At 67.2% G+C, this 16,603-nt stretch carries 15 protein-coding genes; 4 read left to right on the top strand and 11 right to left on the bottom strand.

What is annotated here, in order from left to right:
• Window positions 1–53 precede the first annotated feature (53 nt).
• Window positions 54–1,409, bottom strand: a complete 1,356-nt coding sequence (gene gudD, locus ACQ4N9_RS25025; protein ID WP_390966755.1) for a glucarate dehydratase — start codon at window positions 1,407–1,409, stop codon at window positions 54–56.
• 16 nt (window positions 1,410–1,425) lie between these two features.
• On the bottom strand, window positions 1,426–2,763 hold the full coding sequence (locus ACQ4N9_RS25020; protein ID WP_430933967.1) for an MFS transporter: 1,338 nt from the start codon (window positions 2,761–2,763) through the stop codon (window positions 1,426–1,428).
• A gap of 326 nt (window positions 2,764–3,089) precedes the next feature.
• Between ACQ4N9_RS25020 and ACQ4N9_RS25015 the strand changes: the two genes are divergently transcribed.
• A complete protein-coding gene (locus tag ACQ4N9_RS25015) occupies window positions 3,090–3,806 on the top strand; it encodes a FadR/GntR family transcriptional regulator (protein WP_125857343.1) in 717 nt (238 codons plus the stop codon).
• A 33-nt stretch (window positions 3,807–3,839) separates the two neighbouring features.
• Here ACQ4N9_RS25015 and ACQ4N9_RS25010 read toward each other — a convergent pair whose 3' ends face one another.
• From ACQ4N9_RS25010 to ACQ4N9_RS24990, 5 genes are read right to left on the bottom strand one after another with little or no spacing between them, the layout of a single operon-like run.
• A complete protein-coding gene (locus tag ACQ4N9_RS25010) occupies window positions 3,840–4,601 on the bottom strand; it encodes an ABC transporter ATP-binding protein (RefSeq protein ID WP_390966751.1) in 762 nt (253 codons plus the stop codon).
• Window positions 4,598–5,659: a FecCD family ABC transporter permease gene (locus tag ACQ4N9_RS25005; protein WP_390966749.1), complete on the bottom strand. Its 1,062-nt coding sequence runs from the start codon at window positions 5,657–5,659 to the stop codon at window positions 4,598–4,600. The genes ACQ4N9_RS25010 and ACQ4N9_RS25005 overlap by 4 nt, the downstream gene beginning before the upstream one ends.
• Window positions 5,656–6,768: an ABC transporter substrate-binding protein gene (locus tag ACQ4N9_RS25000; protein WP_390966747.1), complete on the bottom strand. Its 1,113-nt coding sequence runs from the start codon at window positions 6,766–6,768 to the stop codon at window positions 5,656–5,658. The genes ACQ4N9_RS25005 and ACQ4N9_RS25000 overlap by 4 nt, the downstream gene beginning before the upstream one ends.
• Window positions 6,769–6,784: 16 nt before the next feature.
• Window positions 6,785–7,465, bottom strand: coding sequence for a Fe2+-dependent dioxygenase (locus tag ACQ4N9_RS24995; RefSeq protein ID WP_390966745.1), 681 nt, complete (start codon window positions 7,463–7,465; stop codon window positions 6,785–6,787).
• Window positions 7,465–9,792, bottom strand: a complete 2,328-nt coding sequence (locus tag ACQ4N9_RS24990) for a TonB-dependent receptor (protein WP_390966743.1) — start codon at window positions 9,790–9,792, stop codon at window positions 7,465–7,467. The genes ACQ4N9_RS24995 and ACQ4N9_RS24990 overlap by 1 nt, the downstream gene beginning before the upstream one ends.
• 182 nt (window positions 9,793–9,974) lie before the next feature.
• Here ACQ4N9_RS24990 and ACQ4N9_RS24985 point away from each other — a divergent pair, with 182 nt between their 5' ends.
• Window positions 9,975–10,697: a response regulator gene (locus tag ACQ4N9_RS24985; protein ID WP_390966741.1), complete on the top strand. Its 723-nt coding sequence runs from the start codon at window positions 9,975–9,977 to the stop codon at window positions 10,695–10,697.
• The gene (locus tag ACQ4N9_RS24980) at window positions 10,694–12,067 is read left to right on the top strand and encodes an ATP-binding protein (RefSeq protein ID WP_390966739.1); all 1,374 of its coding nucleotides are present in this window, start codon (window positions 10,694–10,696) and stop codon (window positions 12,065–12,067) included. Before ACQ4N9_RS24985 ends, ACQ4N9_RS24980 begins: the two co-directional genes overlap by 4 nt.
• Before the next feature lie 393 nt (window positions 12,068–12,460).
• Here the strand turns inward: ACQ4N9_RS24980 and ACQ4N9_RS24975 are convergent, their stop codons facing one another.
• From ACQ4N9_RS24975 to ACQ4N9_RS24960, 4 genes are all read right to left on the bottom strand, one after another.
• On the bottom strand, window positions 12,461–13,471 hold the full coding sequence (locus ACQ4N9_RS24975; RefSeq protein ID WP_390966737.1) for a zinc-dependent alcohol dehydrogenase family protein: 1,011 nt from the start codon (window positions 13,469–13,471) through the stop codon (window positions 12,461–12,463).
• A 152-nt stretch (window positions 13,472–13,623) separates the two neighbouring features.
• Window positions 13,624–14,214 carry an HAD family hydrolase gene (locus ACQ4N9_RS24970; RefSeq protein WP_390966735.1) on the bottom strand — a complete coding sequence of 197 codons (591 nt, stop codon included), beginning with the start codon at window positions 14,212–14,214 and terminating at the stop codon, window positions 13,624–13,626.
• Window positions 14,211–15,080: an acyl-CoA thioesterase II gene (gene tesB, locus ACQ4N9_RS24965; RefSeq protein ID WP_110992748.1), complete on the bottom strand. Its 870-nt coding sequence runs from the start codon at window positions 15,078–15,080 to the stop codon at window positions 14,211–14,213. Before tesB ends, ACQ4N9_RS24970 begins: the two co-directional genes overlap by 4 nt.
• A gap of 88 nt (window positions 15,081–15,168) precedes the next feature.
• A complete protein-coding gene (locus tag ACQ4N9_RS24960; RefSeq protein WP_110992749.1) occupies window positions 15,169–15,738 on the bottom strand; it encodes a GNAT family N-acetyltransferase in 570 nt (189 codons plus the stop codon).
• Window positions 15,739–15,920: 182 nt separating this feature from the next.
• Between ACQ4N9_RS24960 and ACQ4N9_RS24955 the strand changes: the two genes are divergently transcribed.
• A partial coding sequence (locus tag ACQ4N9_RS24955; RefSeq protein WP_430933961.1) for a histidine phosphatase family protein occupies window positions 15,921–16,603 on the top strand: 683 nt, incomplete at its 3' end.

Below are 16,603 nucleotides of genomic sequence, written 5' to 3'. Positions count from 1 at the left end.
TTTGCGCTGAACCTGTGGGAGCCGGCTTGCCGGCGATGAGGCCCGTACAGAAATCAACGCACCAGGCAAGGCCGCTTGTTGTCGAACGCCCACCCCGGCACCAGGTACTGCATCGCCACGCTGTCATCACGCGCCCCCAGCCCCATGTTGCGGTAGCACTCATGGGCCTTGGCCAGTTGATCCTCATCCAGTTGCACCCCCAACCCCGGACGCTCCGGCACCCGCACATGGCCGTCGACGATGCGCAGTGGCTCGCGGGTCAGGCGCTGGCCGTCCTGCCAGATCCAGTGGGTGTCGATGGCGGTGATCTCGCCCGGCGCGGCGGCGGCCACCTGGGTGAACATGGCCAGCGAAATATCGAAGTGGTTGTTGGAATGCGAGCCCCAGGTCAGGCCCCAGTCGTGACACATCTGCGCCACCCGCACCGAGCCCTGCAGGGTCCAGAAGTGCGGGTCGGCCAGGGGGATGTCCACCGCCTGCGACTGGATCGCATGGCCCATCTGCCGCCAGTCGGTGGCGATCATGTTGGTGGCGGTGGGCAGGCCGGTGGCACGACGGAACTCGGCCATCACCTCACGGCCGGAGTAGCCGTTCTCGGCGCCACAGGGGTCTTCGGCATAAGCCAGCACGGCGTGCTTGTCGCGGCACAGGGCGATGGCCTGTTTCAGCGACCAGGCACCGTTGGGGTCGAGGGTGATGCGCGCCTCGGGGAAGCGTTCGGCCAGCGCGGTGACGGCTTCCATCTCCTCCTCGCCGCGCAGCACCCCGCCCTTGAGCTTGAAGTCGTTGAAGCCGTAGCGGGCCTTGGCGGCTTCGGCCAGGCGCACCACCGCCTCCGGGGTCATGGCCTGTTCATGGCGCAGGCGCAACCAGTCGTCATCGGCGTCGGCCTCGTTGCGATAGGCCAGCTCGGTACGGTTGCGGTCACCGATGTAGAACAGATAGCCGAGCATCTTCACTGCTTCGCGTTGCTGCCCTTCGCCGAGCAGCGCGGCCATGGGCACGCCCAGGTGCTGGCCGAGCAGGTCGAGCAGCGCCGACTCGATGGCAGTCACCGCATGCACGGTGATGCGCAGGTCGAAGGTCTGCAGGCCACGCCCGCCGGCATCGCGCCCGGCGAAGGCCTGGCGCATGGCGTTGAGCACGCGCTGGTAGTGGCCGATAGGCTGGCCGACCACCAGCGCGCGAGCGTCTTCCAGGGTCTGGCGGATGGCCTCTCCGCCCGGCACTTCGCCCAGGCCGGTGTTGCCGGCACTGTCGCGCAGGATCACCACGTTGCGGGTGAAGTACGGGCCATGGGCGCCACTGAGGTTGAGCAGCATGCTGTCGTGGCCGGCCACCGGGACCACGCGCAGGTCGGTGACTACCGGGGTGTCGTGTTGAACCTGTGGGGTGCTGTGCATGTTCATGAGGTCTCTCTCGCAATCAGTTGGCCGAGGCGGCCTTGAGGTCTTGGGCAGGCACGCCCTTGGCGCGGGTACGGACGAAGAACACCGCAATGGCGGCCACGACCGAGGTCACCGCCAAGGCGTACAAACCGCCCTGGATCGAACCCGTCTGCTGCTCCAGCAAGCCGAAGGTGGTGGGGGCGACGAAGCCGCCGAGGTTGCCCACCGAGTTGATCAGGGCGATCACCGCCGCAGCGATCCGTGCATCCAGGTAGCCCTGGGGGATTGGCCAGAACAGCGACGAGGCCGCCTTGAAACCGATGGCCGCAAAGCACACGGCGACGAAGGCGAACACCGGCCCGCCGGTCGTGGACATGAACATGCCGGTCGCCGCCACCAGCAGCGCCACCGCCACCCAGGCCTGCTGGAAGCGCCAGCGCCGGGCGCAGGCGGCGAAGCTGTACATGGCGATGATCGAGATCAGCCAGGGGATGGAGTTGAAGAAGCCCACCTGCAGGTCGCTGAGGTCGCCCATGCGCTTGATGATGCTCGGCAGCCAGAAGGTCGCGGCATAGATGGTCAGCTGGATGCAGAAGTAGATCAGGCAGAACAGCAGGATCTGGCGGTCCTTGAGCAGGCTCCAGGACGACGCCTTGACCACCCCGCCCGCCTCGCGCTCACGCTGCTCCTGGTCGATGGCCGCCACCAGCGCGTCCTGCTCTTCGCGGCTCAGCCACTTGGCGTCATGGGGTTTGGAGTCGAGCCAGAAGAACACGAAGAAGCACAGCGCCACCGAGGCCATGCCTTCGATGAACAGCATCCATTGCCAGCCGTGCAGGCCCATGCCCTGGATCTGCATCAGCGCCCCGGCCAACGGCCCGGAGATCAACGAGGCCACGGCCGAGCCACTGAGGAAGATGGCGATGGCCTTGCCGCGTTCGGCGGCCGGCAGCCAGCGGGTGAAGTAGTAGATCACCCCTGGGAAGAACCCGGCCTCGGCAACCCCCAGCAGAAAGCGCAGCACGTAGAACTGGGTTTCGTTCTGCACGAAGGCCATGGCCGTGGCCACCAGGCCCCAGGTGAACATGATGCGGGTCAGCCACAGGCGCGCGCCGACCTTCTGCAACAGCATGTTCGACGGCACTTCGAACAGCGCGTAACCGATGAAGAACAGCCCGGCGCCGAAGCCATAGGCCGCCGCGCTGATACCCAGGTCACTCTCCAGGTGCGGGCGGACGAAACCGATGTTGACGCGGTCCAGGTAGTTGACGATGAACATGATGACGAACAGCGGCAGGACGTGGCGCTTGACCTTGGCCACCGCGCTGCTCAGCACGGCATCGCGCCCGGCGGACGGATCGAGGGTGTGGTTCACAGGTGTATCTCCCACTAATTGTTTTTGTGCGGGTCGATGGAGGTCCGGGCGTTGGGCAAACACCCTGTTGTCTGACATCCAGGTGAACGAATCATAGGCGTCGCAAAGTTGTACGACAAGATCGAAAACAGGCAGCAAAAAGCAAAATACAAGTAGATAAAACGCCTAAAAGCAGCGAAATGATAAAAACAAGTCACTCACGCGCAAGTAACTGCGGCTGGTCAATGGGGTAAATTATTTTCATTTTTTTAACTTGTCGTACAAGCAAGCCTGCTAGGCTCGGCGGATCGGCCAGCCACTTGTGCCGGCGCCTCAGCGAGCCCCGCATGGACACCCAAGACACCCCGCGCAAACGCGGCCACAGCCGCGCCCACGACCTGGTCTCCAGCCTGACCCAGCAGATCCTGCTGGGCACCTTCAGGCCCGGCGACCGCTTGCCCTCGGAAAACACCCTGGTGCGTGAGCACGGCATCAGCCGCACCGTGGTCCGTGAAGCGCTGTCCAAGTTGCAGGCCTCGGGCCTGGTGGAGCCGCGCCACGGCATCGGCACCTTCGTCATCGAACGCCAGGCCCAGGCCGGCCTGCGGGTGGGCGCCGAAAGCGCCGCCAGCGTGCGTGACCTGCTGGAGCTGCGCATCGGCCTGGAAGGCCAGGCTGCCGCGCTGGCCGCCTTGCGCCGCACCGATCGGCACCTGGCGCAGATGCGCCAGGCCCTGGACGACTATCAAGACCTGGCCGCCGCCGGCGACAGTTGCATCGAAGCCGACCGGCGCTTCCACCTGCTGATCGCCGAGGCCACCGGCAACCTGTACTTCGGCGAGATGATGGCGCACCTGGGCAGCGCGCTGATCCCGCGCAACCGCCTGGCCCAGGCCGACCGCGCCGGAGCCAGGCTGGCAAGGCAGGCGTACCTGGCCAACCTGGAGCACGAGGCGATCCTCAATGCCATCCGCCGCCAGGACCCGGACGCCGCGCGGGCGGCGGTGTGCTTGCACCTGTCCAACAGCCGGGATCGGTTGGTGCCGGATCAAGCACCGGTGTAATCCGTTCGGGCCCCGCGATAGGGCCCGCACAGCTCACCCCGCCGCCCGATCCACCAACACCTGCAAACGCCCCCGCGAACAGCGCTCCACCCGCGCCTCGACGCCATACACCTCGGCCAGCAGCCCCGGCACCAGCACCTGCTCCGGTGTACCGCAGGCCACCACCCGCCCCGCACTGAGCACCACCAGCCAGTCGGCATGGCTGGCCGCCAGGTTGATGTCATGCAGCACCGCCACCGCCAGCAAGCGATGGGCGACAACCCGCTCACGCACCGCATCCATCACCCGCAACTGGTAATGCAGGTCCAGCGCGCTGGTCGGCTCGTCCAGCAGCAATACCCGAGGGTTGCGCGCCAGCAGCTGGGCCAGCGCCACCAGTTGCCGCTGCCCCCCGGACAGGCTGCCCAACGGCTGCTCGGCCAGGTGCTCGATCCCTAACCGGCGCAGCGCCTCGAATGCCGTACCCAGCGGGTTGTCGGCCCCGCCCACGCGCAAACCGACGATGATGCTTTCCAGCACCCCCAGGGCGATCCCCGGGGGCAGTTGCTGGGGCATGTAAGCCAGCCGCCGCGAGCGCTCGGCAACGCCCAGCCGAGTCACCTCATCACCGTCCAGCGTCAGCGAACCCTGCATGGGTTCAAGCCCCGCCAACGCCCGCAGCAAGGTCGACTTGCCCGCGCCGTTCGGCCCCACCAGCGCCACCAGGCTGCCAGCCGGTAACTCAGGCAAGCTCACCTGGTGCAGTACCTGCCGTGCGCCATACGCCACCGACAATTGATCGATCAACAGGCTCACAGGTTTCTCCCCCGGCGGAACACCAGCACCACGAACACCGGCACCCCCACCAGCGCGGTGACAATGCCCACCGGCACAATCACCCCGGGCAGGATCAGCTTGCTGGCAATCGACGACAGCGACAGCAGCAGTGCACCCACCAGCGCGCTCGCCGGCAGCAGGAAGCGCTGATCCTCGCCCACCAGCAAACGGGCGATATGCGGCCCCACCAGGCCGACGAAACCGATGGTGCCGACAAAGGCCACGGCAGTGGCCGACAGCAGGCTGATGCGCACCAGCGAGGCGAAACGCAGGCGCCGGGTGTCGACACCAAAGCTGCGCGCCCGCTCCTCGCCCATGCGCAGCAGGGTCATGGCCGGCGCTGCGCGCAGCGAGAAGGGCAACAACGCGGCCAGCACCAAGGCGAGGATGCCGAGCTTCTGCCAATCGGCCCTGGCCACGCTGCCCAAGGTCCAGAACACCAGCTGCTGCAGCACGTCCTCGGTCGCCAGCAACTGCAGCAGCGACACCAGCGCATTGCAGCTGAACACCAGGGCGATGCCGAACAGCACCAGGCTCTCGACGCCGGCGCCGCGCAGCCGCGCCATGGCCTGCAGCAACACCACCGACAGGCAGGCGAAGACGAACGCCATCAGCGTCACCTGCACGCCCGGCGCCAGCCAGGCCACGCCCAGCGGATAAGCGATGGCCAGCGACGCGCCGAGTGCCGCCGCCGACGACACACCCAGGGTGAACGGGCTGGCCAGCGGGTTGTCGAGGATCGCCTGCATCTCGGCCCCGGCCAGGGCCAACGCAGCCCCCACCAACACTGCCATCAGCGAATAGGGCAGGCGCACGTTCCAGATGATCACCCGCTCGGTGCCGCTCAGGGTCGCGGGGTCGAGCAGGCCGTGCAGCAGTTGCCCCAGGCCCATGCCCGAGGCGCCACTGGCCAGGTCCAGCAACACCGACAGCAGCAACAGCGCCGCCAAGCCCAGCACCAACCCGCTGCGCCGCCACAGCAGGCGCCGGTAGCGCCCGGCCGCCAGGGCTGCGCCATCCTGCGCCAACGCGGTCACCGGGCGTCGACCCAGTACTGGCCGTCCAGGCCGATGTTCAACAGGCGATTGATCTCGGCCAGGGTGGCCTGTGGGTCGAGGTCCTTGAAGCGCTCGGGGTGAATCCAGCGCGCCATGGCTTCGATGGCGAGGATGTTGAACGGTGAGTTGTAGAAGTCATGCCACAAGCCATGAGCCTGCCCGGCCTGGATCGGCCGCAGCGGCGCGAACTCGGGGCGGGCGGTAATCCGCGCCAGGCTCTGGCGCGCAGTGTCGGTGGCTACGCCGGCTCCCAGCAGCACACCCGGTGCACGGTTGCCGGTGGCGATGTACACGTCGGGGTCGGCCTGCAGCACGTACTCGACACTCACGTCGCCCACTGCGCCAGGCACCACATCGGCGCCGATGTTATGCCCGCCGACGGCCGCCACCAGGCTGCCCAGCCCACTCTTGCCGGTGGTGTGCCCCGGCGCCTGCCAGACCCCGGCCAGCAGTTCGAGGAACACCTTCGGCCGCTGGCTGTCGGGCAGCCCGGCCACCGCGTCGGTGACCTGTTTCAGGTGCCGGTCATACAGGCTCAGGTATTGCTCGGCCTGCTGCTCACGGTCGAACAATGTGCCGAGCGCACGCAGGCTGACCCGGGTGTTGTCGATCGGGTGCACGCGAAAGTCGATGAACAGCACCGGCACCCCGGCCTTGGCCAGCAGGTCGGCCACCGGGCTGTGCTGGGTCGGGCCCTCACCGGCGATGCTGAACACCGCCAGGTCCGGCTTCAAGGCCAGGATCTGCTCGGCGCTGACGCTCTGCTCCGAGGCCTGGCCGATCAACGGCAGCTTGGCAATTTGCGGATAGCGCTGGGCATACACCTCATAGGTGTGCGGGTCGAGCAGGCGCATGTCGTTCTGCCAGCCGACCACCCGCCCGAAGGGGTTGTCGCGGTCGAGCAAGGCCAGGGCGAAGAACAGCCGGCCTTCGCCGAGCACGATACGCTGCGGCGTTTGCGCGACCGTGACCGTGCGCCCGAGCACATCGGTGACCTGCACCGCGCTGGCCGGTTGCGCCAGGCCAAGCCAGGCACCGAGCATCAAGGGCAGCGCCAGCAGGCGCCGCCAGGAAGAGGGTTGAAACATGGGTGACCTCCCAAGGTCAGGTGTCGCCCCAGCGACGGAGCAGGTTGTGGTACACGCCGGTCAGTTCCAGCAACGAACCGGCGTCGGCCTGTTGTGCCGTCAGGCGCTGGATCGCCACGTCCATGTCCAGCAGCAGGCTGCGCTGGCTGTCCTCGCGCACCAGGCTTTCGATCCAGAAAAACGCCGCCAGGCGCTCGCCGCGGGTCACCGGCGCTACCCGGTGCACACTGCTGCCCGGATACAGCACCAGGTGCCCGGCCGGCAGCTTGACCTGGCGCTCGCCGAAGGTGTCGCGGATCACCAGTTCACCGCCGTCGTAGCTGTCCGGTTCAGCCAGGAACAAGGTCACCGACAGGTCGGTACGCACCCGCTCGCGCACGCCCTTGATGCCGCGGATGGCGTTGTCGATGTGAAAGCCGAACCCCTCGCCCGCCGCGTAGCGATTGAACAGCGGCGGGTAGATGCGCTTGGGCAGGGCGGCGGACATGAACAACGGGTTGTCCGACAGCCGCTGCAGGATCAGCCCGCCCAGCTGGCGGGCGACCGGGTCGTCCTCGTCCAGCTGGCGGTTGTGCTTGGCCTGGGCCGACTGCACGCCGGCCGTGGCCTTGCCATCGACCCAGGGCTGCGCCAGCAATTGCTGGCGCAGCCCGCGTAGTTCGTCGGCGCTGAACAGGTTTTCGATCTGCACCAGCATCAGAAGCTGTAATCCACGCTGGCGGTCAGGGTGCGCCCGGCCCCCGGCACGCCATACAGCTGGAAGCCGTCGAGCGAGGCGCCGACGCGGCTGTAGTAGAAGGTGTTGAACAGGTTCGACACGTTCAGGTTGAGCGTGGTCTGGCGGTCGACCTTGTAGCGCGCCGCCAGGCTGTGCAACCAGTAGGACGGCGCCTTCTCATGGTCGCGGGTGTAGACCGTGTAGACCCCGCTCGGCCCATTGGCGTAGCTGCTGTTGTTGTTCAGCCCGCCGACGTACTTGTTGTCGCTGTAGCGGCGCCGCCCCACGTAGTCGGCCCCGTAGCTCAGGCTGAGCTGGTCGGTGAGGTCGTAGGTGGTCCACAGGTTGGCGGTCAGGTCGGGGACGTTCTTGGCTTCCTCGCCCTTGTTGGCGCCCTTGGTCTGGCGGCTCTTCATCGCGGCGAAACCGGCATAGGCCGACCAGCGCTGGGTGAGCTGCCCCTGCAGGCCCAGCTCGATGCCATCGACCCGCTTGGCCGGCAACGCACGCACCGGCGAGGTCTCGCCTTCGCTGTATTCCCAGCTGTCTTCGAGCTCGGTGCGGAACAGTGCGGCAGTCAGGTTCAGGCGCTCGTCGAGCAGTTCCCACTTGGTGCCCAGCTCGTAGGTTTTCGACACCGCCGGCTTGTAGGCTTCGGTGCTGGCCGCGCCGTAGATCTGGTTGTTGGTGCTGGCCCCCACCGCCGACGGCTGCGCGGCCTGGCTGTAGGACAGGTAGATGCTGCCGTTGGGCAGCGGCTTGTAGACCACCCCGGCGCGCCCGCCGAAGGCATCGTCGCGGCTACTGCTGCTGCCGGTGGAGCGCTCGCTGTCGACCTGCCAGTGGTCATACCGCAGGGCCAGCAGCAGTTGCCATTGCGGGTCCAGGGTGAGGGTGTCGGAGGCGTACAGGGCCGCGTCCTTCACTACGCTGCGCGGGTCGCCGTAGCCCTTGTCGGTGCGGGTCGAGGCAAAGCTGTGGGCCGGGTCGGACAGGTTGAAGAACATCGAACCGTCCGGCACCTTCATGCTCTTGTGCAGGCCGCCGTAGGTTTCGCGGTACAGCTCGACACCCGTCACGGCCTCGTGGTGAATGCCGCCGGTGTCGAGGTTGAAGCGCAGGTCGGTCTGGTTGTCGACGATCTCGTAGCGCTTGGACAGGCCGAAGTCGCTGCCGCGCAGGTAGCCGTAGCCACTGGCGCTGTTGGCGTAGTCGGTGTAGGCGCTGATACCGTTGATCGAGCTGCGCGGCCCCAGCCCGACATAGCCCAGGCTGGCGCAGCGGGTGCCGGTGCAGGTGCGGCTGCCGTCGGCATTGGCGGCGACGAAACGGGCCGGCGACAGCACCGCCCAGTTGTCGGTCTGCTGCCAGCGCAGTTGGTTGCGCAGGGTCAGGTCGTCGCTGAAGTCGTGTTCGAACAGGCCGGTCAGCGAGCGGGTTTCGCTGCGCTGGGTATACAGGCTCGAATCGCCGTACCAGGCATCGCGGTCGACGCCCGGCATGCGCTTGCCATCGGTGCCGCGCTGGATCGGTACACCGCCATCCGGGGTGTTGCGGTCTTTCTGGTAGAACGCGTCGAGCCACAGCCGGGTGTCGGTGCCCAGGCCGAAACCGAACGAGGTGGCCAGGCCCCAGCGGTCGTAGTCCACCTCGTCGCGCTCGGACACCGCGTTGTAGTGCTTCATCAGGTTGACGCGCACGGCGCTGGTGTCATTGAGCTGGCGGTTGACGTCGGCGGTCAGGCGCTTGTAGTTGTCTGTGCCGATGCCTGCCGAGAGCTTGCCGGCATCGCCCAGGTGCGCACGCTTGCTGACCAGGTTGACGCTACCGCCCACGGCCGACACGCCCGACTCCACGGAGCCGGTGCCCTTGTAGACCTCGGCCTGCTCCAGGTTGAAGGTGTCGTTGCGGCTGGCCATGCCGGCGTCGCGCACGCCATCGACGGTCATGCTCTGCTCGGCGGCGAAGCCGCGAATGGAGAACAGGTCGCCCCAGCCCAGGTTGCCCTCACCCGACATGAAGGTGATGCCCGGCACATTGCGCAACACCTCCTGCAGGCTCTGCGCGTTCTGCTCCTCCAGCACCGTGCGCGGCACCACGCTGATGCTCTGCGGCGCATCCAGCAAGGGCGTGGTGATCTTGCTCGAGGTCACCGTGTCGACCTTGTAGCGGTCCTGCTTGCCGTCCACCCGGGTGGCGGGCAGGTCGAGCGTATCGGCCAGGGCTGGCAAGGCGCAGGCGCCCAGCATCAGGCCGAAGGCCGGCGCCAGGGTCGCCGGGAGGCGCGGGGAGGATGCGTGGGGCATGTGAAGTCCTTAAAGAAAATCAGTCGCATTTGAGTGGCGCAATTCTAAAGACGGCCCCACGCCATCTTGTGTGCGCAAATGTACGGCCCGGCAGGCCTTCGGTCGCCCAAAACATTCCGTTACATTCGCTGAAGCAAGCGCGGTGTAAGGTGCCCTGCGCTTCCAACCTACAGGCCCGCCCCATGTCCAAGCCCGACCACATCCTGATCGTCGATGACGACCCCGAGATCCGCCAGTTGCTGTCCCTCTACCTGGAAGAAGCCGGCCTGCGCACTTCGGTGGCGGCCCATGGCCGCGACATGCGCCGCTGCCTGGCCGAGCGCCTGGTCGACCTGGTGGTGCTGGACCTGATGCTGCCCGGCGAAGACGGCCTGACCCTGTGCCGCGAGCTGCGGGTGCAGAGCAATATCCCGGTGATCATGCTGACCGCCCGCGGCACCCTGGTGGACCGCATCGTCGGCCTGGAGATGGGCGCCGACGACTACCTGGCCAAGCCGTTCGACCCACGCGAGCTGCTGGCGCGGATCAAGGTGGTGCTGCGCCGTACCCAGAGCTTCCCCGAGCGCGCCCGTGTGGACGAAGCCAGCCAGCTGCGCTTCGCCGGCTGGCGCCTGGACACCGCCACCCGCCAGCTGCGCTCGCCTGATGGCCTGGTGGTCAGCCTGGGCAGCTCCGACTACCGCTTGCTGCGGCTGTTCCTGCAGCACCCCAACCGCGCCCTGAGCCGCGACTTTTTGCTCAACCATGTATTCGGCCGCGAGCGCGAACCCTTCGACCGCAGCATCGATGTGTGCGTCAGCCGCCTGCGCCAGCACCTGGGCGACCACCCGCGCAACCCGGCGCTGATCCGCACCGTGCGCAACGAGGGCTACATGCTCACGGTCAATGACGTGGCCAGCGAATGAAGCGCGGCTGGCCACGTTCGCTGCATGGCCGCCTGGTGCTGATCCTGGTCGGTGGCATGCTCGCCTCGCAGCTGCTCACCAGCAGCATCTGGTACGAAGTGCGCCAGACCCAGGTGCTGGAAATCCCTCTGCGCCTGCTCGCCGGGCGCCTCGCCGACCTGTTGCAGGTGGCCCGCGAGCGGCCGGCGCAGTTGCCGGCGTTGCTCGAAGGCATGGCGTCGTCGCGCTGGCAGCAGTTGCCAGCAGCGCCGGCCGGGCTCGCACCGGCCACGCCCGAGCAGGACGCACTGCTGCGCCGGCTGCTCAGCGAACGCACCGGCGCGCCGGCGCCCCTGCGCCTGCTGCACCTGCAACTGCTCGCCCCCGACAACCAGCCCGGTGGCGCCGGCCTGCTGATGCGCGGGGCGCCGGCCAGTGTGCGCAGCGTTGTCGAGCTGACCCTGCCCGACGGCCAGTTGCTGTACCTGCAAAGCACCGAAGACCAGGGTTGGCGCAGCGCCTCGATCGGCTCGCTGGTGTTCGATTTCCTGTTCCGCATCTACCTGCTGCGCACCGTGGTGGTGGTGCTGCTGGCCTTGATCGCGGTGCGTATCGCCTTGCGCCCGCTCAGGCAGATGGCCGCCGCCGCCGAAGCCCTGGGCCAGGATATCCACCGCCCGCCGCTGAACCTCGATGGCCCCCAGGAGGTGCGCCAGGCGGCCCAGGCGTTCAACGCCATGCAGCAACGGCTGATCGACAGCATCGCCGAGCGCACCCGTTTCTTTGCCGCCGTGTCCCACGACCTGCGCACGCCGATCACCCGCCTGCGCCTGCGCACCGAACTACTGCCGCAGGAGAACCTGCGCCAGCGCTTTCGCGCTGACCTGCAGCAGATGGAGGACATGGTGGCCGCTAGCCTGGACTTTCTGCGCAGCGGCGAGCTGGAAAATGCCCGCGAGCCTGTGGCTATCGACGCGCTGCTGCGCGCCCTGCAGGCCGACTTCGAAGACCTCGGTGGCGAGCTGCGCCTGCACGGCCAGGCCCGCCCGCTCAACGCCCACGCCAGCGGCCTGCGCCGCTGCCTGCAGAACCTGCTGGACAACGCCCACCGGCATGCGCCGGGGCCTGTGGATATCGAGGTGCACGATAGCCCGGAGCGCTTGCGTATCCAGGTGGGTGACCGGGGGCCGGGTATCGACAGCGAGCACCTGGGCCAGGTGCTGGAGCCGTTTTATCAGGTTGACCCGTCGCGCAGTGGTGGGGGGCATGGCCTGGGGTTGAGCATTGCTGCCGGTATCGCCAATGCCCATGGGGGTTCGCTGACGCTGGGGGCGCGGTTGGGGGGTGGGTTGCTGGTTACTGTGGATTTGCCTCGTGCGGGCGGGGCGTGATGGCTTGCTGGTGTTTGCCGACAGGGTTGCAGCGCCTGTGAAATCGAGCGCCGCCCGCGCGGCGCATCGCTGGCAAGCCAGCTCCCACATCTGTTTCGGGCCAATTATGCCTGTGAGGGTACCGCTGCCCGCCTTGCTGCATGTCTCAAGTCAGGCGAGGCGCCAGTGGTGCCCACCTCAATACCGCGTCGTGCCAACAAGGCGTACAGCGATGAAACAACAGGAGTAACTGGCCCGAAACAAATGTGGGAGCTGGCTTGCCAGCGATGCGCCGCGCGGGCGGCGCTCGATCTCAAGGGCGCTGCAAATCCATCGCCATGCACCTGTTCGCCCAAATGCGATCCCATGACGAACACCTACATGGCCCCCGCCTCAAAAGCCCTGACCTGCAGCTCACCAACTCAAGCAAATCTTCCCAAAATGCTTGTTGCTCTCCTGATACCTGAACGCCTCGACGATCTGCTCCAACTCAAAGTGCTTATCCACCACCGGCCGCAAGCCATTGGCATCGATAGCGCGAACCATGGCCTGCTGCTGCTCGCGGCAGCCCACCAGCACCCCTTGCAGGCGAATCTGCCGCACCAGCGCCTGAACCAGCGGCAACTGCCCGGCCACACCAGTGAGGATGCCGATCAACGACACATGGCCCCCAATCCGTGCAGCGATCATCGATTGCTCAAGCGTGGCCGGACCGCCCACTTCGATCACATGATCGACACCACGGTTGTCGGTGAGCTTGCGCACCTGCTCGCCCCACGCCGGGGTGGTCTTGTAATTGATCAGGTGGTCAGCACCCAGCGCCTTGAGCCGCTCGAGCTTGGCATCGCTGGACGAAGTGGCGATCACCGTGGCGCCGGCCAGCTTGGCGAACTGCAGGGCGAAGATCGAAACGCCGCCGGTGCCCTGCACCAGCACCGTGTCGCCGGGCTTGAGGTGGTCGTCGCTCATCAGTGCCCGCCAGGCGGTAAGGCCGGCGGTGGTCAGGGTGGCCGCCTCGGCGTGGCTGTAGCCTTTGGGGGCGTGGGTGAAGGACGTGGCGCGGGCGGTCACCTGCTCGCGGGCATAGCCGTCGATGCCGTCGCCGGGCACGCTGGCGAAGCCTTCGACCTGGGCCTGGCCGGCGAGCCAGTCGGGGAAGAAGGTGCTGACCACCGCATCGCCGACCTTGAACTCAGTGACCCCGGCACCGACCGCGATCACCTCGCCGGCGCCATCGGCCATGGGGATGCGCCGCTCGCTCGGGCCCCACATGCCGCTGACCACGGCGAAGTCGTGGTAGTTGAGGGAACTGGCGTGCAGGCGCACGGTGATTTCGCCGGCGCTGGGCGCGGCGGCCTCGCAGGTGCCGACCTGGACCTTGTCGTAGCCGCCGCCGGGGAGGACGTAGATCGCCTTGCTGCTCATTCGAGGGGTCTCCATCGAGGGGAAAGGTGCAGAGCAGCTTAGTCAGATCTTCAGGCCAATGTGGCCCTATCGCCGGCAAGCCGGCTCCCACAATGACCGCGCTCCGCTGTACCTGTGGGAGCCGGCTTGCCGGCGATGAGGGCGGTGCGGTGTCAGCCCAGCAACGCCCTCAGCGCCCGGCAATCCGCCGCATGCCAGTCGGCCAGCTCCGGCCAGGGGTTGTCCGGCAGGTTGACCAGCACGGTCCTGGTGCCAGCGGCTCGCCCGCAGTCCAGGTCAAAGCGATAGTCGCCGACCATCACCATCTCGCCCGGGGCCACCGCCCATGCCCGGGCAATCTGCAACAACCCGTCCGGATCGGGCTTGGGCGTCGCCTCGTCGCGGCCAAGCACATGCTCGATCGGGAAGCAGTCGGCCAGGCCGATGGCTTCCAGGGTGACATGGGCCAGCTCGCGGGCGTTGCGGGTCAGGATCGCCAGGCGGCAACCGCGCCCAGCCAGTTCGCGCACCAGCTCCACCGCGCCCTCAGAAGCTTGCGAGGCAATCGCCAGGTCGCGCTCATGCTCGAGCAACCAGGCATGCTTGGCCGCCGCCTCCGTAGCCGGCAGTGCGGCCAGGTGGGTGAGGATGTCGTGCTCGGCCGGGATGTCGAGCGCCTCGCGAATGGCCGCAAAGTCATGCACCGCGACGGTCAGGGTGCCGTCCATATCGAACACCCAGTGGCGGATATCGCCGAGGCTCATGCCCAGTCCTTGCGGTGACGGATCAGACCTTCCTGGGTGGACGAGGCGACCAATTGCCCGGCGCGGTTGAAGATGCTGCCACGGCAGAAGCCACGGGCATTGCCGGCCCAGGGGCTGTCGGTGGCGTACAGCAGCCACTCGTCGGCGCGCAGGTTGCGGTGGAACCACAGCGAGTGGTCGAGGCTGGCGATCTGCATGTCCTTCTGCCACACCGACTTGCCGTGGGGCAGCAGCGCGGTGGTCAGCAGGCCGAAGTCCGAGGCGTAGGCCAGCAGGTACTTGTGCAGCGCGGGGATGTCCGCCAGGTTGCCGTCGGCGCGGAACCAGGCGTACTTGACCGGGTCGCCCGGCTTGGGGTTGAACGGGTCGCGCTCGGTGACCGGGCGGATTTCGATCGGCTTGGCGCACAGCACCTTGTCGCGAATGCGCTCAGGCAACTGGTCGGCCATGGCGCTGGCCAGCTCGACTTCGCTGGGCAGGTTCTCCGGGCCGACCACGTCGGGCATCTGCACCTGGTGTTCAAAGCCCTCTTCGTCGTACTGGAACGACGCGCTGCAGGTGAAGATCGGCTGGCCCTTCTGGATCGCCGTCACCCGCCGGGTGCTGAAGCTGCCGCCGTCACGCACGCGGTCCACCGAGTAGACCACCGGCATGCTGGCGTCACCGGGGCGCAAAAAATAGCCGTGCAGCGAATGCACGTGGCGGGCATCTTCGACCGTCTGGCTGGCCGCCGACAGCGACTGGCCGAGCACCTGGCCGCCGTACAGCTGGCGGAAGCCCAGGTCCTGGCTGCGGCCACGGAACAGGTTCTCCTCGATGGACTCTAGGCTCAACAGGTCGACAAGGTCGTCCAGTACGTGACTCATGGAAGGTTCTCCTGGCAAGGCATTACGGCGCGGTTATACCGGCAAATGATACAGGGTTTGTCGGCGGCCCCGTCGAGGGGCATCCCCGTCAGCCACGCAGGGTGTCCTGCCATCGGGCCCGGTCGATGCGGTACAGCACGTGGGGGCGCAGGGGGTGGCCGGCGGGCAGGCGGGGGTGTTCGAAGCTGCCGTCCAGGTCCTGCTGCATGCCGATGGCCTGCATGACTTTCTGCGACGGCAGATTGCCCTCGGTAGTGAACGACACCACCTCCTCCAGGCGCAATTGGGCGAAAGCACAGCGCAGGCAGGTCCAGGCCGCCTCGCTGGCGAACCCCAGCCCCCAGTGGCGCCGGGCCAGGCGCCAGCCAATCTCCACCGCCGGGCCGAACGGGGCCTCGAAATTGACGTTGAGCAGCCCGGTCATGCCGATGAAGGCGCCGCTGTCCTTGCGCTCCAGCGCCCACAGGCCAAAGCCGAATTCATTGAAATGGCCACGCACCCGGCCGATCAGCGCAGCGGCCTCCAGGCGGGTCATCGGTGCCGGGAAATAGCGCATCACCTGGGGGTCGGCGCACAGCGCGGCGAACTCACGCAGGTCGTCGTCCTGCCATTGGCGCAACACCAGGCGGGCGCTTTCCAGTTCAAGGATGGGGGGCATCGGGGGCTCCGGAATCGCGGTCTGGCAGTTTACAGCGTAGGCCGCCGAATGAAGTTTCATCCAGGCCGCCGCTGCCGGATGTTTTTTTCACATCCACTTCACCGGCCTCCGACAGGCCACTTCGCACAATGCCTGGCATTACAGCGGCCAAAATCGACGCCGCACTGCCATCGGAGTGGCACATGCTTTCCAGCACGACCTTGCACGACCCTGCCCTTGCGGCCCGCCTCAAGCGCCGACGTTCGCGCAAGCTGATCAGTGCCGCCATCGGCCTGTTGATGGCCGTGGCCGGCGTAGGTACCTGGCTGGCGACGAGGACGCACATCGTGGACCTTGGCAACGAGCAACAGCTGAGCGAAAGCGGCCTGTTGCAGCAATGGAAAGACGGCGCGGTGCTGGTGATGATCCGCCATGCCGAACGCTGCGACAGCGCCCCCGGGCCATGCCTGGACGACCCCACCGGTATCACCGTTGCCGGCAGCGAGGCGGCTGGCCGGGTGGGCCAGGGCCTGCGGCAACTGGGCCTGGCCGGGGCGGACGTGTACAGCAGCCCGAAGCTGCGCACCCGGCAGACTTCGCACTTCCTGCTGGGCCAGGACGCTGCCACCCAGGACTGGCTGGAAACCTGTGACAAGCAGTTCGCCGACGAAGCCCTGGCACGCAAGCGCAGCGGCCACAACCTGGTGCTGGTCACCCACAACGGCTGCATCGACCACTTCGCCCGCCAGCAGCGGGTCGCGGGGGGTGAGCGCGAGAGCGGGTATGCCAGTGCGCTGTTCGTGTCGGTGAATGGCGAGGGCAAGGCCAGGATCCTCGGGCGCATGAACGAGCCGGACTGGCAGCGGGTGTTGGCGTCCTCCGGTAA

The organism is Pseudomonas sp. ES1, from assembly GCF_050586605.1.
In the GTDB taxonomy this organism is placed as follows: Bacteria; Pseudomonadota; Gammaproteobacteria; order Pseudomonadales; family Pseudomonadaceae; genus Aquipseudomonas; species Aquipseudomonas sichuanensis.
This window is presented reverse-complemented; position numbering and strand designations above follow the sequence as displayed.

Excerpts from the sequence above, each read along its gene's own strand:
- ACQ4N9_RS24960 (WP_110992749.1), bottom strand. The coding sequence starts at position 15,738 with ATGCCCCCCATCCTTGAACTGGAAAGCGCCCGCCTGGTGTTGCGCCAA.
- tesB (WP_110992748.1), bottom strand. The coding sequence starts at position 15,080 with ATGAGTCACGTACTGGACGACCTTGTCGACCTGTTGAGCCTAGAGTCC.
- ACQ4N9_RS24995 (WP_390966745.1), bottom strand. The coding sequence starts at position 7,465 with ATGCTGGTGCAGATCGAAAACCTGTTCAGCGCCGACGAACTACGCGGG.
- ACQ4N9_RS24975 (WP_390966737.1), bottom strand. The coding sequence starts at position 13,471 with ATGAGCAGCAAGGCGATCTACGTCCTCCCCGGCGGCGGCTACGACAAG.
- ACQ4N9_RS24990 (WP_390966743.1), bottom strand. The coding sequence starts at position 9,792 with ATGCCCCACGCATCCTCCCCGCGCCTCCCGGCGACCCTGGCGCCGGCC.
- ACQ4N9_RS24970 (WP_390966735.1), bottom strand. The coding sequence starts at position 14,214 with ATGAGCCTCGGCGATATCCGCCACTGGGTGTTCGATATGGACGGCACC.
- ACQ4N9_RS25000 (WP_390966747.1), bottom strand. The coding sequence starts at position 6,768 with ATGTTTCAACCCTCTTCCTGGCGGCGCCTGCTGGCGCTGCCCTTGATG.
- ACQ4N9_RS24985 (WP_390966741.1), top strand. The coding sequence starts at position 9,975 with ATGTCCAAGCCCGACCACATCCTGATCGTCGATGACGACCCCGAGATC.
- gudD (WP_390966755.1), bottom strand. The coding sequence starts at position 1,409 with ATGAACATGCACAGCACCCCACAGGTTCAACACGACACCCCGGTAGTC.
- ACQ4N9_RS24980 (WP_390966739.1), top strand. The coding sequence starts at position 10,694 with ATGAAGCGCGGCTGGCCACGTTCGCTGCATGGCCGCCTGGTGCTGATC.
- ACQ4N9_RS25015 (WP_125857343.1), top strand. The coding sequence starts at position 3,090 with ATGGACACCCAAGACACCCCGCGCAAACGCGGCCACAGCCGCGCCCAC.